Source organism: Flavobacterium aestivum, from assembly GCF_026870175.2.
GTDB classification, from domain to species: domain Bacteria; phylum Bacteroidota; class Bacteroidia; order Flavobacteriales; family Flavobacteriaceae; genus Flavobacterium; species Flavobacterium aestivum.
The window spans coordinates 3,252,871-3,271,556 of record NZ_CP113977.2 but is presented as its reverse complement, the minus strand read 5'-3'; the positions used below and the strand labels follow the sequence as shown (position 1 = coordinate 3,271,556).

Genomic DNA, 18,686 nt, shown 5'->3' with positions numbered 1-18,686 from the left:
TTAATAATAAACTCAATAGCTTAGTTTCTGAGAATCATATAAACTTTCAAAAAAAACTTAGTACCTTAGTAACTCAGAATCTTAGAGCTTATTTTACATGCGAGCATTAGTCATTTCTGGTGGTGGAAGTAAAGGTGCATTTGCAGGGGGAGTTGCCCAGTATTTACTGCAAAACAAAGGGCATTCCTATGATCTGTTTATTGGGACTTCGACAGGGAGTTTATTGATTCCTCATCTTGCTTTAGGGAATATAGATAAGCTTCATTCCATTTATACAAGTGTTGATATGGATAAGATATTTGATATCAATCCATTTATTATCAAAAAGAAAAAAGGCGTAGAATATATAACCATCAACCATTTCAACGTGGTTCGGCAATTTTTTAGAGGCAAAAGAACTTTTGGAGAAAGCCGAAAATTACGGGAATTTATTAAAGCCAGTATTTCAGTTTCAGAATTTCATCATTTACAGTCGTTAGCAAAAGATGTGGTGGTAACGGTTACGAATATCTCTAAAAATGAAGCTGAATATAAGTCGGTAAAAAATTGTACTTACGAGGAGTTTTGTGACTGGATTTGGATATCGAGTAATTATATTCCGTTTATGAGCATCGTCAAAAAAGATCGTTGCGAATATGGCGATGGCGGATTTTCCAGTTTAATTCCAATTAGGGAAGCGATTAATCGCGGAGCTACAGAAATTGATGTTATTATCTTAGAAACCGAAATTAGCATTACAAGAACTATCTTAGGGAAAAATCCTTTTTCGTTATTAATCGATTTGTTTTTATTTACGTTGGATCAAGTTGGAAAACTTGATTTGTTGAACGGTAAACTCGCTGCAAAAAATAAAAACGTAAAACTCAATTTATATTACACACCGACCAAATTAACCAATAATGCACTCATTTTTAATAAAGTAAAGATGAAAAAATGGTGGCAGTTAGGTTTTATTTATGCCCAAAATAAGAGCGAAATAATGTCCGAAATTAGGTGAGAGTAAAGTTTCTGAGAAGCTAAGTTACTAAGGCCTAAGATCTTTATAATAGAATAAAAAAACTTAGAATCTTAGTTTCTCAGAAACGTTGTATCTTAAAAAAGAATTACCACATTTGGCTCACTTCTTTTTTAATATATTCTAAAGCTGCACTACTTGGTGTTTGTTTTTCAAGCAATTCATTCAAAAGCTCTTCTCTTAAGCCATTTGCATTACTTACAGAATCTTTCAAAGCAGCTTTACGAATCATTTGGATTGTAGCATTTTTTGCAGTTGCAATAATAGTCCAACACTCATTAGTCATGTAAATTTGTTGTGCTAAATTGTGTTCGAATTCTTGCTCGATTTGAGCAATAACAAAATTACAATAGTCGTTTTTATCGTTAGAAATAGGTGCAATTCTAGTCAATAAATTAGCAAGACTTATGCGTTCCAAAAACAAAGTCATACGCTCGTATGCTTGTAAGCGTAGGGGTAAAGCATTTTTTTGAGCTTCTTTGCTCAATAAATAACGACGTCTTCCTTCTTCGTTTTTAGTATGAATATTAAAAAATTTATAGGCAACCATTCCGGTAATAACTGCAGGAACAGTATAACCCAATAATTCAAGTATTTTAGATAAATCCATTTTATTTTTATTTTAAAAAAGGCAAAAATAATATTTTCGGGTCAAAATCAATGGCAAATTATCGCAATAATAAATAGTGGAATAGTATTTTTGTTTTTCAGACAAAATGACAAAAACACAGAGAAGCAGTTAGGAACTTCGTGAGCCTGCCAAAATCGGATAGAAATCAAAATATATGGAAACTTACATTATACTATTACTTTGTTTAGCTGCCTTTTTCGCAGGATTCATAGATGCAGTTGTTGGCGGAGGCGGACTTATACAAACACCCATGGGGCTTATACTGTTACCTAATCTTCCCGTGTCAACCGTAATAGGATCTCTTAAAATTCCATCTTTTAGCGGAACCGCATTTGCAGCTTACCAATACATGAAGAAAGTTACAATCAATTGGAAAATCCTAGGGATTATGATGATATTGGCTTTTCCGTCTGCATTTTTAGGATCGACATTGTTGACCTATGTGAGTAATGATTTTATGAAACCTTTATTACTGGTGGTACTCTCATTATTAGCCATTTATACTTATGCCAAGAAAAATTTCGGGCAACACCAAATTAAAGATATTTCTGCAAGAACTCAAATCTTTAATGCAGTAGGAATCAGTTTTGTAGTAGGTTTTTATGATGGATTCATTGGTCCAGGTACAGGGAGTTTCTTTGTAGTGGCTTTCATTGCCATCATGGGATTTGATTTCTTACATGCATCTGCCAATGCCAAAATGGTTAATCTAGCAACCAATTTTGGTTCTATTTGTTTGTTCATGCTCAAAGGAAAAATTATTTGGGTTATAGCTTTGCCCATGGCTGCCAGCAATGCTGTAGGAGGATGGATAGGAGCCAAACTAGCCATAAATAGAGGAAACAAATTCATCCGAATTTTCTTTTTGGTAGTTGTAATAGGTACATTGCTCCGTTTTGCCTACGATGTTTTTTTTAAGTAATATTTACTAATTTTTTGGGCGTAACCCCCACTAGAAAAAGGGCTAACCAATAGTGCCGCTTATGCGCCCTTTTTCTAGTGGGGGTCAGGCTATCCGCGCTACTTCGGTAGCTTGCTTCTATCCTTTACGCAGACATAATTTGAGTAAGCGAAGGTGTTTTTTTGTTTTGGAAATTTGTAGTTACTACGCGGAACAAATTCTTGTAAGAATCATAAAACGAAATATGTTTAAAATATTGATAATCAGATATATTTGTACTTATTTAAGAAGTTTGTATTAACTTTGATGGAGGAAATTTTGCAACAATTTAATACACTTATAAGATGAAAAAATTAAATGTTATTTGGATAATATTGGTAGCTTGTTTTATAAATATAGCGCCTATATTGGGACAATCAGACTCTAAAAAAGATAAAATTATAGCTGACAGTAATACAGCAAAAGCTGAGTTTATTAAAACTGACCATCTTATGAAAGCAATCTTTGATAATGCTCAGGGGTATGTTATCTTTCCTAATGTTGGTAAAGGAGGAGTTGGAGTTGGAGGGGCAGCTGGTAATGGTGCAGTTTATGAAAAAGGTAAATTAATAGGTATGGCTAAGTTGACACAGTTAAGTATTGGTCTCCAAGCTGGTGGACAAGCATATCGTGAAGTAATCTTTTTTGAGACAAAAGAAGGAATGGATCATTTTAAAGAAAGTAAATTCGAATTTGCTGCTCAAGCATCAGCAGTAGCTGTAAGTGCTGGTGTGTCAGGAAACGCAAAATATACTGACGGAGTTATGGTATTCACCATGGAAAAAGGTGGTTTGATGTATGAAGCCTCAGTTGGTGGTCAAAAGTTTAAATTTGATAAAATGTAATATTCTTTTACTGGTGAATACTAATATTTGCTATGAAAATGATTTAATTCAGTTATTCAGATGTATTTCTTGTTCATAAAGATGTTATATTCACTAAAAGGATATAGAAATAATTTGTCCCATTAGAATTCTAGTGGGACTTTTTTTTGGATATGGTTTTATTGATACTCTATTTGTGGTTTCTATTCTCGAAAACATATAAATAGATTTTTTTTCAAAAAAAAGCTACAATATTTTATTTAATTTGTTAAATTAGATGCTTTATTTTCAAATAGTTAGTTTAATTTAAATTAAAATGGTATGAAAAAAAATCTAGCTTTAACGGTAACAGGTTTATTTTGTTTGTTTGTCTCCTGCAAAGATTCAGGGACTACTTCGATGGCGGATCCAAATCAGAAAAATTTAGACATTAACGCCAAAATTATTAAGGCCATTGAAACTGGCGACGCAGAAACTATAAATAGTCTAATTGCAGACGATGTAGTTGATCACATGGGGCCTAGTGGAAAAGAAATAAAAGGAGGGGATAGCCTCAAGCCTATGCTTATTGATATGCATAACCATATGAAAGATTTAAAATTTGATATCATTACAACATCTGCAAATGCGGATTATGTTTTTACGCTTTCAAAAATAACCGGTACAGCAATAGATGCCAGTATGGGGATGCCTGCCGGAACCGTAATGAATGAAAATGTAGTTGATCTAGTAAAAATAAAAGATGGCAAAGTTATTGAGCATTGGAGTTATACTGACCCTACGGTTATGATGAAACAAATGAACGAGTCGAGTTCGATGAATAAAAAAATGGATTCTATTAAAGCTAAGTAACTCGTCGTTTAAGAAAATATTTGCTATATAAAGAATAAAAATGAAAAGCTATGATTATAAAAATTGTAGCTTTTTTTATTTTTAAAATTTATTGGTACTAAAATGTATTATTCAACTGTAAAACCTAGAGATAATGGCAAAAAATAAAACAATTGAAACTGAAAATAGTGTCGCCGACTTTTTAGTATCCATTAGTAATGCAAAAAGACATGAAGACTGTATTTTTATAATTGATTTGCTAAGTAAACTGTCTGGATTTGAGCCGAAAATGTGGGGAACAGGTATTGTTGGATTCGGTATATATAATTACAAGTACGAAAGCGGACATGCCGGAAATGCTCCACTTGTAGGACTGGCATCAAGGAAAAATGCCCTTACTATATATCTGGCTTCAACTTTTGAAGAGAAAGAATTGTTGCTTTCTAAATTAGAAAAACATAAGACCAGTAAAGCTTGTTTGTACATTCAAAAAATAGAAGATATTGATATAGAGATACTGAGTCAATTAGTAAAGAAATCTATTGAGCATATTAAGGAACTGTATCCTAATTGATGCTTTTGGTTTATTTAGAGAACTGCATTCTTTCTATTCTGATAAAGCTGTAATCTGAATTCGGGTAAGGGATGCATATTCATTCTAAAATTGCTATTTTTGCATTAAACAGATTTTTTTTCATGCAAAAATATATAGAACAACTTAACGAGGCACAACGTGAACCAGTATTGCAAAAGGATGGTCCTATGATTATTATTGCCGGTGCTGGCTCAGGGAAAACACGTGTACTTACCATCAGAATTGCTTATTTGATGCATCAAGGCATTGACGCATTTAATATTTTGTCGCTTACCTTTACCAATAAGGCAGCGCGGGAGATGAAGAATCGTATTTCGGATATTGTGGGAGCCAGTGAAGCTAAAAATCTATGGATGGGGACTTTTCACTCTATTTTTGCCCGAATTTTGCGTTCTGAAGCAGACCATTTAGGATATCCATCTAACTTTACGATTTATGATTCTCAGGATTCCTTACGTGCCATTTCGGCGATTATCAAAGAAATGCAATTGGATCGTGATGTGTATAAACCTAAACAAGTTTTAAGTAGGATTTCAAACTTTAAGAACAGTTTGATTACCGTAAAAGCATATTTTAACGATAGGGATTTACAGGAGGCTGATGCAATGAGTAAAAAGCCTCGTATGGGAGAAATTTATCAGCATTATGTGGATCGTTGTTTTAAAGCTGGTGCGATGGATTTTGATGATTTGTTGTTAAAAACTAACGAATTGCTAACACGTTTCCCAGAAGTTCTAGCGAAATACCAAAACCGTTTTCGTTACATCTTGGTAGATGAGTATCAGGATACGAATCATTCTCAGTATTTGATTGTTCGTGCTTTGTCAGATAAGTTTCAGAATATCTGTGTGGTTGGGGATGATGCGCAAAGTATTTATGCATTTCGTGGAGCGAACATCAATAATATCTTGAATTTCCAGAAAGATTATGAAGGAGTAAAAACCTTTAGATTGGAACAAAATTACCGTTCGACCAGAAATATTGTAGAAGCGGCCAACACTATTATTGATAAAAATAAGGTAAAACTGGATAAGGTAGTTTGGACAGCCAATGAGTTTGGCCCTAAAATAAAAATACACCGTAGTATTACAGATAATGAAGAAGGGCGTTTTGTGGCCAGTACAATTTGGGAACAAAAAATGAACCATCAATTGCATAATGGAGCTTTTGCCATTTTGTACCGTACCAACGCGCAATCCCGTGCAATGGAAGATGCGCTCAGAAAAAGAGATATTCCGTACCGTATTTATGGAGGATTGTCTTTTTATCAAAGAAAAGAGGTAAAAGATGTATTGTGCTATCTGCGATTGGTTCTTAATCCAAAAGATGAGGAAGCTTTGATTCGTGTGATCAATTACCCAGCACGTGGAATTGGGAATACGACTATTGAAAAACTGACCATTGCCGCCAATCACTATAAACGTTCGATTTTTGAAGTGATGCAAAACATTGAGCGAATTGATTTGAAGTTGAATTCGGGAACCAAACAAAAATTGCTTGATTTTGTGACTATGATTCAGAGTTTTCAGGTGATTAATGAAAATCAAGATGCCTTTTATTTAACAGATCATGTAGCCAAAAAAACGGGTTTGATTCAAGAGCTGAAAAAAGATGCTACTCCCGAAGGAATGGCAAGAATTCAGAATATAGAAGAGTTGTTAAACGGAATTAAGGATTTTACTGAAGGACAAAAAGAAGTAGATGGCGCTCGTGGAGCATTATCTGAATTTATGGAAGACGTAGCACTTGCTACTGATCTTGATAAAGATACCAGCGATGAAGATCGTGTGGCTTTGATGACGATACACTTGGCAAAAGGACTTGAATTTCAACATGTATTTGTGGTTGGAATGGAAGAAGATTTGTTTCCTAGTGCCATGAGTATGAGTACACGAAGTGAATTAGAAGAAGAACGACGATTATTTTATGTAGCCTTAACACGTGCAGAGCATCAAGCGTATTTAACTTATGCACAATCGCGTTACCGTTGGGGTAAACTGACAGATAGTGAGCCTTCTCGTTTTATTGAAGAAATAGAAAGCCAATATTTGGAATATCTTACGCCACCAGAAAGGAACTACCGCTATAGTCCTGCAAATGATGGTGATGTATTTGGAGATGTGGATAAATCTAAATTACGTTTGGCTAAGCCGGTAGGAAGTACGCCACCTAAATACGTTACAGACAATGAACCAAAATCGGATATCAATTTGCGCAAATTGAAGCCAGTATCTAGTGATGCTTCATCTGGAAAGGCTAATTTGTTTGATAATAAGCTAGTTGCTGGAAATGTAGTTATGCATGAACGTTTTGGAAAAGGTCAAGTAATCAATATGGAAGGTGTAGGAGCGGATAAAAAAGCGGAAATTAAATTTGAAGTTGGTGGTATTAAAAAATTATTACTGCGTTTTGCAAAATTGGATATCATAGGTTAAGAAAATGTTTCTGGTTTCAAGTTTTTATTATGTAAGACTTTTATCTTTAAAATTTTTTTCTAAACTTTAAACAAAAAATCTTATGGCTCAAATAATAAAGATATATCCCGATAAGCCGAGTGAAGCTGCTATAGCTAAAGTGGTAAAAGTACTAAAAGAAGGTGGCCTGGTCATTTATCCAACAGATACTGTTTATGGATTAGGTTGCGATATTACTAATTCTCGGGCTCTTGAAAAAATTGCTAAAATAAAAGGAGTAAAATTAGAAAAGGCAAATTTCTCATTTATTTGCCATGATTTGAGTAACTTATCAGATTATGTAAAGCAAATAGATACTTCTACTTTTAAATTGCTTAAAAGAGCATTGCCGGGGCCTTATACATTTATTCTTCCGGGGAATAATAATTTACCTAAAGAGTTTAAAAAGAAAACAACCGTTGGTATTCGTATACCTGATAATGCTATAGTTTTAGAAATAGTTCGTCAATTAGGAAATCCAATTGTTTCAACTTCTATTCACGATGAGGATGAAGTGATTGAGTACACTACTGATCCTGAGCTTATTTTTGAAAAATGGCAAAATCTTGTTGATTTGGTAATTGATGGTGGATATGGTGATAATATTGGATCTACTATCATAGACTTGTCAGAATATGAACCTATTGTTATTAGGGAAGGAAAGGGAAGTATAGATATCTTATAAGTAAAATCTTTATTTATATAAAACGTTGTAAATTTCGTAATAAAATAACATTTTAGGCGTTGTACGATTAAAACAACCCCTAATATTATATTATTTATGAGAGTACTAATTACAATCTTATCTTTAGTTTTTTCTTTAAATTCTGTTGCTCAAATTGTTAACGGCACAATTTTTAATGAAAAAAAAATACCATTATCTGATGCTGATGTCTATTTAGACGGAACTACAATTTCGGCAACTTCTGATAAAGAAGGACATTTTAGTTTAGATTATAATTATGAAGCAAATAATGTTCTGGTAATAAGTTGTCCTGGGTATCAAACTATTTTTTTGTCATCGTTTGATTCCAAGAAGGAGCTAAATATCTTAATGAAACCTTTGTTGAATAAACTTAATGAGGTTGTAATCACCCGAAATGATAAATTTACAAGAAAGGAGAAGCTCCAGCTGTTTAGAAGATTTTTTTTAGGAGAAACAATTAATGCTTTAAATACATTTATTCAAAATGAAGATGATATTTATTTTAAATACGACAAGGAGAATTATATTCTAAAAGCTTTCTCGGATAAACCTTTGATAATATTAAATACTTCTTTAGGTTATAAAATAAACTATGAACTGGTAACTTTTGAGGTTAATTTTAATAGCTTAAGTGTGAAGCCTGATAATGCTGTTAAGTGTCTTTATCAAGGCTTTAGTCGTTTTGTGGAAACAAATAACTCAAATGAAGTTTTAGCCAAACGGGAAAAAACATTTCAAGGCTCTCAAGTTCATTTTTTTAGAGATCTTTCAAATAACATTTTAGGTAAAGATAAATTTTTGATATATAGTAATCAATTGGCTGTAAATCCAAATACTTGTTTTAAAGTAATTAAAGAAGGAGAGGATTTGATAAAAGTTGAAATACTTCCGCAGAAGGCACAAAAATTAGATAAAGGTGTTTTTGCTTCTTTTGATATAGAATATGACGATAGAGAACAATCAAAAATTATTTTTGAAACCAATACATTCTATATTTATAAGTATGGTAATAATTCTAATATTGGAAGTATTACTTTTTTAGGTGATATGTCTGAAAAGAAAATGGGAGATACATTACCTCTAAATTATGGTATATTGTAACTTTAAAGAAGTTTATGGGAAATGAAATTTGCTTTGCCTAATAAATCCTTGGTAGCAAAAGAAATGGGTATAAAAAAACGCCTCGAATTTATCGAGGCGTTTTTTTATTGCGAAAGAAAAAAGACTATTATTTTCCTGCTGGTGCTGCTCCTGGTTGTTTTTTCATTTCTTTTTCAACCATATCATAGAACTGATCAATTTTTGGCATTACATAGATACGAGTTCTTCTGTTTTTAGATTTGTTTTCTGGAGAATCATTTGGTACCAAAGGAACGAATGAACTTCTACCAGCAGCGATTAATTGCTCTGGTTTTACTCCTAAATCATTAGATAAAATACGGATAATAGCAGTAGAACGTTTTACACTTAAATCCCAGTTATCAATTAAACAAGAGTTTCCTCTTAAAACATCAGTATCAGTGTGACCTTCAACCATACATTCAAAATCTGGTTTGTCATTGATTACTTTAGCAACTTTAGTCAAAACTCCTTTTGCTTTGTCGCTTACTTCATAACTACCACTTTTGAATAACATTTTATCAGAGATAGAGATGAATACTACTCCTTTATCAACATTGATTTCGATATCTTTATCATCCATTCCAACAACAGATTTCAAACTAGTTACTACTGCAAGTGTAACGCTATCCTTTTTAGTCAAGGCATCTTGCATTCTGCTAATTTTCAAATCTTTTTCTTTGATAGACTCTAAAGCTTTCTCGATATTTTCAGCTCCTTTAGTTGTTAAAAGCGTCATATCCTTAGAAGTGTTTATTAAGTGCTGATTGGTTTCTTTTAGACCAGCAACTGTTGCGGTAAGTCCAGCTTTTTCTTCTAAGCAAGAATTTAGTTTTACTGTACAAGTATTTAATAAATCCTGTGTTTCCTTATTTTTAGCTTCCAAGGCTGCGTATTCTTTTTTAGAAACGCATGAAGTTAGGAGCGCTAAAGCGGACAGAGTGATCATTAATTTTTTCATAAAATGCAAAATTTAATTAAACGTGAATTACAAAGTTAGTTTTTTAATTATTAATTTAAAATGTAAATTATTGTTAATTTATTTCAACAAAAACTGTGCCATTTTTAACATAGTAATCATAAACGATGCTTTTCGCTTTAAAGTATTTCTCAACTTGATTTTTTTCTCTTTTTTTATAATTTCTTAAAAATAAGCTGTAAAAAGAGAAATGTGCTCTAATAATAGCCCAACAATGTTTAAATTGACCTCCAAATACGTATTTAACACCTGCAACACCATCCAACAATAATCTAATTATAAGTACTTGATAGAGGGTGTTTTGTGGCAAATTTTTGGTTAACATTAGCAAAGAATTGCGGAAATTAAGGTATGTTTTTTGAGGATTAGCTTGTTGTAAAGTTGCACCACCTACATGGTAAACAATTGATTCTGAGGTGTATTTTATTACATGTCCTTTGTTAATTGCTCGCCAACATAAATCAATTTCTTCCTGATGTGCAAAAAAATCTTGATCAAAACCTTTCAAATCTTTATAAACGGCACTACGAATAAAGAAGCAAGCTCCAGATGCCCAGAAGATTTCCTTTTCATCATTATACTGTCCATTGTCTTTTTCTAGAGTATCAAAAATCCGCCCGCGACAGTATGGGTATCCAAATTGATCAATGAATCCACCACCAGCACCTGCGTATTCAAAGTATTCTTTTCGCTTAAAGTCTAATATTTTAGGTTGGATTATAGCTGTTTTTGGTTCAGTGCTAAATGTTTCTAGTATTGGTTTTAGCCAATTTTCTGTTACTTCTATGTCTGAATTCACTAAAGCATAAATCTCTGTATCAATGTGTTGAAGTGCTTCATTATAGCCTCCAGCAAAGCCTTGGTTGGTTTTGTTTTGTACTATTTTGACAGTAGGGAAATTATTTTTTATGTAAGTTACCGATTCATCTGTAGAAGCATTGTCAGCAACATATACATCGGCTTCTGGAGAAAATTGAATTACGGAAGGCAAAAATTGTTCTAATAATTTCACTCCATTCCAATTTAGTATAACAACGGCTATTTTTTCCAAGTAGATTTGTTTTATTTAATGAATTTGAAATTAATATTTAAAGGTCTTTAAATATTTAATTTTATATAATTCTTTTTTTACACTTTGTTTTCTGCTTTCTTTTCATTGTAATCTGGAAGCTCTCTCAAAAATTCATATCTTTCATTCTCAAAATCCATGAGACAAAAATAATGATTAAGTCCATTGGTTACCATCAAAAATTCGGCTTCCAGTGTCATATTATATCTTGCAATCTGATCGAATGTGGCTTGAGAAATTTTAACTTCAGGGGCTTTGCATTCTATTAATATGAAAATTGTTCCATCTGTATTGAAAACTACGATATCATATCGCTTTCTTAAGCCGTTGACTTTTAAAACTTTTTCGACATTGATTAAAGATTTAGGGTATTTTTTTTCTTCGATTAAATAACTCACCACGTGCTGGCGAACCCATTCTTCAGGTGTGAGAATGATGAATTTTTTCCTGATGGCATCAAAAATAGATACTTTATTTTCGTTATTTTTGAATCGAAAAATATAAGAAGGAAAATTGAGTTTTTGCATGTAGCAAAAATATAAAATAGTTTGTAGGTTTTAAGTTTAAAGTTTCAAGTTGTTGAAATGAAAATCTGAAACCTGAAACCTGAAACAAAATAATGAATGGATGAAGTTGTAAAAATTGTGAATGATATAAAAGGCGGAAACATCAAACCTATTTACTTTTTGATGGGAGAAGAGCCATATTACATTGACAAGTTATCTGAATATATAGAAGAAAATGTTTTATCGGAAGATGAAAAAGGGTTTAATCAAACCGTTTTATATGGTAGAGATGTTTCTATAGAAGATGTGGTTTCTACAGCCAAGCGTTATCCCATGATGGCCGATCGTCAGGTGGTTATTGTCAAGGAAGCGCAAGATTTATCGAGAACAATTGACAAGATTGAAAGTTATGTAGAAAATCCAATGCTAACAACGGTTTTGGTTTTTTGTTATAAATACAAAACATTAGACAAAAGAAAAAAAGTTACTAAGCTTTTGGCTAAAAATGGTGTGGTTTATGAAAGTAAAAAATTGTATGAAAATCAAGTAGGGGACTGGATTAAGCGTGTATTATCCGGAAAAAAATACGCTATAGAACCTAAAGCTTCTGCTATGTTGGTAGAGTTTTTGGGAACAGACTTAAGTAAAATCAATAATGAACTTGAAAAACTGCAAATCATCTTACCTGCGGGAAGTACTATTTCAGCCAAAGATATCGAAGAGAATATAGGATTCAGTAAGGACTATAATGTATTCGAATTAAGAAAAGCCATTGGTGAACGCGACCAACTAAAAGCGTATAAAATCGCTGAGAATTTTGCGCAAAATCCAAAAGATAATCCATTGGTAATGACTACGGGTTTGGTTTTTGGCTTTTTTATTCAGTTATTAAAATACCATGGTTTGAAAGATAAAAATCCAAAAAATGTGGCCTCTGTTTTAGGAGTGAATCCTTTTTTTCTAAAAGATTACGATGTAGCTATAAAAAACTACCCTATGAAAAAAGTGAGCCAGATTGTAGCTTCTTTAAGAGATACAGATGTAAAGAGCAAGGGAGTTGGTGCCAATAGCTTATCACAAGCCGATTTGTTACGAGAAATGCTATATAAAATTTTTAATTAAAGTTTTAAAATGCCGATATTTGTAGCTTCTAAAAAAACAAATACTACAATATATGGGAATGAATAAAAACACCATTTTAGGATGGGCAACTTTAATAATGGTACTCATGGGATTGTTGCTCATATCATTAGGCGCTTTTAGATATGATGATGTAGCGGGTTGGGGATTTGCTGCTGTTGGAATTGGATTTTTGGCTAATGCTTGGGTATTTAACGCATTAAAAGGAAGACTTTAGTATTAGAAAATTTAGTTAATTTAGGATTCAGATAAATAATATCGTTCTAAATACAAGTCATTGAACAATTTAAAAAAAAATAAAACAATAAAAATATAAAAAATGTCAGACGATAAGAAAGTAATTTTCTCAATGCAAAAATTGAGTAAAACCTATCAAGGAGCAGACAAACCTGTTCTTAAAAACATCTATTTGAGTTTCTTTTATGGAGCAAAAATTGGTATTTTAGGTTTAAATGGTTCTGGAAAATCTTCTTTATTGAAGATTATTGCCGGAGTTGATAAAAACTATCAAGGAGATGTTGTTTTTCAGCCTGGTTACTCTGTAGGTTATTTAGAGCAAGAGCCTATTCTTGATGATTCAAAAACTGTTATCGAAATTGTTCGCGAAGGTGTTGCTGAAACGATGGCTGTTCTTGAAGAATACAATAAGATTAACGATTTATTTGGTCTTCCGGAAAACTATGAAGATCAGGATAAAATGGACAAGCTTATGGATCGTCAAGCTGTATTACAAGACAAAATTGATGCTCTTGGTGCTTGGGAAATCGATACTAAGTTAGAAATCGCAATGGATGCATTGCGTACTCCAGAAGGGGATACACCTATTAAGCATCTTTCAGGTGGTGAGCGTCGTCGTGTTGCTTTATGTCGTTTGTTGTTGCAACAACCGGATGTTTTGCTTTTGGATGAGCCTACCAACCACTTGGATGCAGAAAGTGTTCTTTGGTTGGAACAACATTTAGCCCAATACTCAGGAACTGTAATTGCTGTAACACACGATAGATACTTCTTGGATAATGTTGCAGGTTGGATCTTAGAATTAGATAGAGGTGAGGGTATTCCTTGGAAAGGAAATTATTCTTCTTGGTTAGACCAAAAATCGAACCGTATGGCACAAGAAGAAAAAGTAGCTTCTAAACGCAGAAAAACATTAGAACGTGAGTTAGAATGGGTTCGTCAAGGTGCAAAAGGTCGTCAGACAAAACAAAAAGCTCGTTTACAGAATTACGATAAACTTTTGAATGAAGACCAAAAACAATTGGACGAAAACTTGGAAATCTATATTCCAAATGGCCCACGTTTGGGAACCAATGTTATTGAAGCTAAAAATGTAGCCAAAGCTTTTGGTGATAAATTACTGTATGATAACCTAAACTTCACTTTGCCACAGGCAGGAATTGTTGGAATTATTGGGCCAAACGGTGCTGGTAAATCTACCATTTTCAAGATGATTATGGGAGAACAACAAACAGATAGCGGAGAATTTTCTGTTGGTGAAACTGTAAAAATCGCTTATGTAGATCAATCGCATTCTAATATTGATCCTAATAAAACTATTTGGGAAAACTTTGCTGACGGTCAGGAATTGATTATGATGGGTGGAAAGCAAGTTAACTCAAGAGCTTATTTATCACGTTTTAATTTTGGTGGTGGCGAACAAAACAAGAAAGTGTCAATGCTTTCTGGTGGAGAACGTAACCGTTTACACTTAGCAATGACCTTGAAAGAAGAAGGAAACGTACTATTGCTGGATGAGCCTACCAATGATTTGGATGTAAATACGCTTCGTGCATTAGAGGAAGGTTTAGAGAATTTTGCAGGTTGTGCTGTAGTTATTTCGCACGACAGATGGTTCTTAGATAGAATTTGTACGCACATTCTAGCTTTTGAAGGAGATTCTGAAGTGTATTATTTTGAAGGTGGTTTCTCTGATTATGAAGAGAACAAGAAGAAACGTTTAGGTGGTGATTTAACTCCAAAACGTTTGAAATACAGAAAATTAATTAGAGGCTAAGCTTTTATAGAGTTTTAAAATAGAAAAGAGGATGACCACAGAAAGTCATCCTCTTTTTTTATGCATCTTAATTTTTTTTAAAGAGAATTAATCGCTCTTGACACTAACCCAATTAAACCAATAATTACCAAATTTTAAAATAATTTACATTAAATAATAATGAAAACATTTCCATAATAGTAAAGCGATAAAATTCTCAAAAAAAAATAACTTTTTAAGATATGTCAAAATTAATATAATGGGTTTACACAATAAATGATATTTATCATGTAACTCAAATTATTCTAAAAATTTTATTTTTAACTCGGGTGATGGTATCATGCAACTTTCTTTCTTGCCATACCATTTGTAACGATTTTTGGCAATGTAATCGTAAAGTCTGTTTCTGATTCCAGTTGGAATAATTTTAAAAATAATTCCAAGCGAAAATAATCCGTTTAAGCTTTTTGAAATTTGTAATGCAGCATCTGATTTGTAATAGTAAGCAACTCTAGGTTCGTACAAAACAATACTGTCAATATTTTTTGAATCAATGCCTATATAGGTGAGGATTTCTTGACCCAATTCTGACTGTAAAGCCACAAACCGGAAAACATCATTTTTGTCGTGCTTGATAATAAATTGCACAGCAGAATTACATAGATTGCAAACACCATCAAAGAGGATTATTTTTTTATTTTGAGGGAGATTTTGCATATCTAAGTTTTTTGGTATGTCTTTGCGAGGAACGAAGCAAACTCACTAGCATGAGAAGACTTTATAGATTATTGAGACGGACATACTAAGTGAGTTTGCTTCGTTCCTCGCAATGACCCTTATAGGGTTTAAGAAATTACTTTTTAACAGCTTCTACCAATTCCAAGTCGTCTAGACTTACTTTGGAGGTAAACAGACCATAATTTACGACTGCTTTATTTTTTTCTATTTTATCAATACTTCCTACTGATTTTCCGTCTAACATTCGTACGCGGTCACCCACTTTTAAAATAGCTTTTGGCTTTACAACAACAGGTTTTAGTTTCTTTTCTTTCTTTTCCTTTCGGATTTCTTCAACTACAACTGAAACCTCCTCAATAACTTCCTTCTTCTTTTGAATAATTGCTTTAGCCTCTTTTGGAGTGGCTTTTTTGCGTTTGGAATTTTCTATTTCAACGATTTTCAAAAATTCGCCAATGAGAGTTTTTTTGTTTTTATTGTTGAAATATTTTTCGGCAATGTCTTCTATTTTTTGACCAATATAAATTGTTTTTTGGTTGCTGTCATAGAGTTCTTGATAGCTTTCCAATTTTTGCTTGATTTTTACATTGATGTCTTCCATTTTTTTGCCTTCTTCACGCGCTTTGGTTTCTTCTTCCTTTAAATTTATGGAAGTTTTTTCCAATTTAGAGCGCTCTTTCTGTAGATTGGCTATGGTTTTGTCAAAACGAACTTTCCCAATCTCAATTTTTTTCTTGGCACGGTTGATTAGACTAAAAGGAATTCCGTTTTTTAAAGCTACTTCAAAAGTAAAAGAACTTCCTGCCTGTCCTAAAACCAATTTATACATAGGCTCTAATGATTTTTCGTCAAATAGCATGTTGGCATTCGTGGCGCAAGGCAATTCGTTGGCAAGAATTTTTAGATTCGAGTAATGAGTTGTGATCAATCCGAAAGCTTCACGGTGATAGAATTCTTCTAAGAAAATTTCGGCCAAAGCACCTCCTAATTCAGGGTCAGATCCAGTACCAAATTCATCGATTAAGAACATTGTTCTCCTGTTACACTTCTTCAAGAAGTAGTTCATGTTCTTTAATCGGTAACTATATGTACTTAGGTGATTTTCAATTGATTGGTTGTCTCCAATATCTGTAAGAATACGGTCGAATAAAAATGTTTCGCTACGTTCATGAACTGGTATTAGCATTCCAGATTGCAACATCAATTGTAATAAACCAACGGTTTTCATGGAAATGGTTTTACCTCCTGCATTAGGACCAGAAATAACAATTATTCTGTTTTCCTGACTCAATTCGATTGTTTGCGGATGTGTGACTTCTTTCTTTTGTTTATTAGTCAAGTATAAAATAGGATGGAAGGCGTCTCTGAAATATAGACGGCGTTCCTCAGTAATTGTTGGCAAAATTCCGTTGATTCTATTGGCATATTTCGCCTTGGCAGCAATTACGTCTATATCACTCAGGAAATCTTGATACTGGATCAATAAAGGTAAAAACGGACGAATGGCATTCGTTAATTGTTTTAGAATCTTTGTGATTTCCTCTTTTTCCTCATATTCCAGATTGCTGAGTTCACGAGAATATTTCAGTGTGTTTTCGGGTTCTATGTAGGCAATACTTCCGGTTTTGGAACTTCCCAAAATAGAGCCTTTTACTTTTCGTCTGTACATGGCTAATACTGCCAAAACACGACGGTTTTGCACAAAACTTTCTTTGATATCGTCCAGATATCCCAAACTGTTGTATTGTGTCAAGGCTGAACCAAAACTTTGATTCACTTTTCCTCGAACCAAATTCATTTCTCGGCGTATTTCCAAAAGTCGGGGAGAAGCATTGTCTTTTATCTCTCCATATTTATCTACAACCGCATCAACAAGCGTAACGATTTCTTTGGTTAGCTGAATTCCAGAACTTTTGGCACAAAGGCTAGGGTAGTAGTCGTTGAATTTATTTAAAAAAGCCAAAAGAACATTGGTCGTTTCTGATATTGTGGCAATTTTCCTGAAACCTCCTACCTCCAGAAAGCTGTCTTCGATGGCTAAAAATTTAATCTCGTTTGTAATGGCATCAAAGCCATGATTAGGAATTGCATTGTTATTTTGAAAAGAGGAAACATACTCTGATGTCTGCAATAATGCGCTCATCAAAGACTCTTTGTCTCTAAAAGGGGTTATTTCTAAAGCTTTTTGCTTTCCTATGTCGGTATTACAGATATCAGAAATCGTTTCGAGTACCGTGGGAAATTGTAAATCTTGTAATGTTTTTTCGGTAATGGAGATCATTTAATAATTTGATTTTACGATACAAAAATAAGGTTATTTGAGAAAGAAACATAGGGTTATTTTTATGAGATTGATAAAACAGGAAAAGTGAACAATTCATCGTAAAATTGTAGTTTTTTTGTTGGATTGTTTTACAAATCACGTACAAAACTTCCTGTATCTTTGTTGAATAATTTTTGAATATGCAAATCGATTTAATTCCTTCTTGGCAAACCTTATTATCTGATGAAATTGAAAAATCTTATTTTCAGGATTTGATTCAGGAAGTTGATCAGGAATATCAAAACTCTACTTGTTTTCCTCCAAAAGATTTAATTTTTTCAGCTTTTAATAACTGTTCTTTAGAGAATCTAAAAATTGTAATCATTGGTCAGGATCCTTATCATGGAGAAGGTGAGGCTAATGGTTTATCTTTTTCGGTTAATGATTCGGTTAAAATTCCGCCATCGTTACGCAATATTTTTAGGGAATTAACTACTGATCTTGATTCTATTTTCTTGCCAAGTTCAGGAAACTTGGAATCTTGGGCAAAACAAGGTGTTTTACTGCTCAATGCATCATTAACTGTGAGAAAAGATAGTCCAAATAGTCACAAACACCTCAAATGGAATGTTTTTACGGATGCCGTTATTAAAAAAATATCAGAGGAAAAGGAAAATGTGGTTTTCTTGCTTTGGGGGAGTTTTGCACAAAAAAAAGGGGCTAAAATAGATCGTACTAAACACTTGGTTTTAGAATCTGGCCATCCTTCGCCTATGAGTGCTAATCAAGGAAAATGGTTTGGAAATAGACATTTTAGTCAAGCTAATGAATATTTAAAAAGCCATAATTTGCAAATCATAAATTGGTTGTAATTCTTGATGAAA

18 protein-coding genes are annotated in these 18,686 nt (G+C 33.1%); 12 read left to right on the top strand and 6 right to left on the bottom strand.

The window, feature by feature from the left end:
• The first annotated feature begins 97 nt into the window (after positions 1-97).
• A complete protein-coding gene (locus tag OZP08_RS14005; protein ID WP_268846706.1) occupies positions 98-997 on the top strand; it encodes a patatin-like phospholipase family protein in 900 nt (299 codons plus the stop codon).
• A 106-nt stretch (positions 998-1,103) separates the two neighbouring features.
• Here OZP08_RS14005 and OZP08_RS14000 read toward each other — a convergent pair whose 3' ends face one another.
• Complete coding sequence (locus OZP08_RS14000; protein ID WP_268846705.1) at positions 1,104-1,625, bottom strand: DUF7935 family protein; 522 nt, start codon at positions 1,623-1,625, stop codon at positions 1,104-1,106.
• Positions 1,626-1,800: 175 nt separating this feature from the next.
• Between OZP08_RS14000 and OZP08_RS13995 the strand changes: the two genes are divergently transcribed.
• The 7 genes from OZP08_RS13995 (at position 1,801) to OZP08_RS13965 (ending at position 9,096) form a co-directional block, all read left to right on the top strand.
• Entirely contained in the window at positions 1,801-2,568 is a 768-nt protein-coding gene (locus tag OZP08_RS13995; RefSeq protein ID WP_281322135.1) for a sulfite exporter TauE/SafE family protein, read from the top strand.
• 323 nt (positions 2,569-2,891) lie between these two features.
• Positions 2,892-3,431 (top strand): lipid-binding SYLF domain-containing protein, encoded by a 540-nt coding sequence (locus tag OZP08_RS13990; protein WP_281322134.1) that lies wholly within the window; start codon positions 2,892-2,894, stop codon positions 3,429-3,431.
• A 300-nt stretch (positions 3,432-3,731) separates the two neighbouring features.
• Positions 3,732-4,262, top strand: coding sequence for an ester cyclase (locus tag OZP08_RS13985; protein WP_268846703.1), 531 nt, complete (start codon positions 3,732-3,734; stop codon positions 4,260-4,262).
• Positions 4,263-4,395: 133 nt separating this feature from the next.
• Positions 4,396-4,815 carry a DUF1801 domain-containing protein gene (locus tag OZP08_RS13980; RefSeq protein WP_268846702.1) on the top strand — a complete coding sequence of 140 codons (420 nt, stop codon included), beginning with the start codon at positions 4,396-4,398 and terminating at the stop codon, positions 4,813-4,815.
• Positions 4,816-4,937: 122 nt separating this feature from the next.
• Entirely contained in the window at positions 4,938-7,271 is a 2,334-nt protein-coding gene (locus tag OZP08_RS13975; RefSeq protein WP_268846701.1) for an ATP-dependent helicase, read from the top strand.
• 82 nt (positions 7,272-7,353) lie between these two features.
• Entirely contained in the window at positions 7,354-7,974 is a 621-nt protein-coding gene (locus OZP08_RS13970; RefSeq protein ID WP_268846700.1) for an L-threonylcarbamoyladenylate synthase, read from the top strand.
• 96 nt (positions 7,975-8,070) lie between these two features.
• Entirely contained in the window at positions 8,071-9,096 is a 1,026-nt protein-coding gene (locus OZP08_RS13965) for a carboxypeptidase-like regulatory domain-containing protein (RefSeq protein WP_281322133.1), read from the top strand.
• A gap of 127 nt (positions 9,097-9,223) precedes the next feature.
• Here OZP08_RS13965 and OZP08_RS13960 read toward each other — a convergent pair whose 3' ends face one another.
• The 3 genes from OZP08_RS13960 to OZP08_RS13950 all read right to left on the bottom strand — a co-directional run bounded on the left by OZP08_RS13960 (position 9,224) and on the right by OZP08_RS13950 (position 11,689).
• Positions 9,224-10,075: an OmpA/MotB family protein gene (locus tag OZP08_RS13960; RefSeq protein ID WP_281322132.1), complete on the bottom strand. Its 852-nt coding sequence runs from the start codon at positions 10,073-10,075 to the stop codon at positions 9,224-9,226.
• A gap of 73 nt (positions 10,076-10,148) precedes the next feature.
• Positions 10,149-11,144 carry a glycosyltransferase family 2 protein gene (locus OZP08_RS13955; protein WP_281322131.1) on the bottom strand — a complete coding sequence of 332 codons (996 nt, stop codon included), beginning with the start codon at positions 11,142-11,144 and terminating at the stop codon, positions 10,149-10,151.
• Positions 11,145-11,221: 77 nt separating this feature from the next.
• Positions 11,222-11,689, bottom strand: coding sequence for a type I restriction enzyme HsdR N-terminal domain-containing protein (locus OZP08_RS13950; RefSeq protein WP_281322130.1), 468 nt, complete (start codon positions 11,687-11,689; stop codon positions 11,222-11,224).
• Positions 11,690-11,785: 96 nt separating this feature from the next.
• On the opposite strand from OZP08_RS13950, the gene holA reads away from it, so the two are divergent.
• The 3 genes from holA (at position 11,786) to ettA (ending at position 14,822) form a co-directional block, all read left to right on the top strand.
• Complete coding sequence (gene holA / locus OZP08_RS13945; protein ID WP_281322129.1) at positions 11,786-12,790, top strand: DNA polymerase III subunit delta; 1,005 nt, start codon at positions 11,786-11,788, stop codon at positions 12,788-12,790.
• Between the two features lie 52 nt (positions 12,791-12,842).
• Positions 12,843-13,025, top strand: a complete 183-nt coding sequence (locus OZP08_RS13940; protein ID WP_268846697.1) for a CAL67264 family membrane protein — start codon at positions 12,843-12,845, stop codon at positions 13,023-13,025.
• 102 nt (positions 13,026-13,127) lie between these two features.
• Positions 13,128-14,822, top strand: a complete 1,695-nt coding sequence (gene ettA / locus OZP08_RS13935; protein WP_268846696.1) for an energy-dependent translational throttle protein EttA — start codon at positions 13,128-13,130, stop codon at positions 14,820-14,822.
• A 279-nt stretch (positions 14,823-15,101) separates the two neighbouring features.
• Here ettA and OZP08_RS13930 read toward each other — a convergent pair whose 3' ends face one another.
• On the bottom strand, positions 15,102-15,518 hold the full coding sequence (locus OZP08_RS13930) for a thiol-disulfide oxidoreductase DCC family protein (protein WP_268846695.1): 417 nt from the start codon (positions 15,516-15,518) through the stop codon (positions 15,102-15,104).
• Positions 15,519-15,654: 136 nt separating this feature from the next.
• A complete protein-coding gene (locus OZP08_RS13925; RefSeq protein ID WP_281322128.1) occupies positions 15,655-17,820 on the bottom strand; it encodes an endonuclease MutS2 in 2,166 nt (721 codons plus the stop codon).
• A 182-nt stretch (positions 17,821-18,002) separates the two neighbouring features.
• On the opposite strand from OZP08_RS13925, the gene ung reads away from it, so the two are divergent.
• Entirely contained in the window at positions 18,003-18,674 is a 672-nt protein-coding gene (gene ung / locus OZP08_RS13920) for a uracil-DNA glycosylase (RefSeq protein ID WP_281322127.1), read from the top strand.
• The last annotated feature ends 12 nt before the right edge of the window (positions 18,675-18,686 follow it).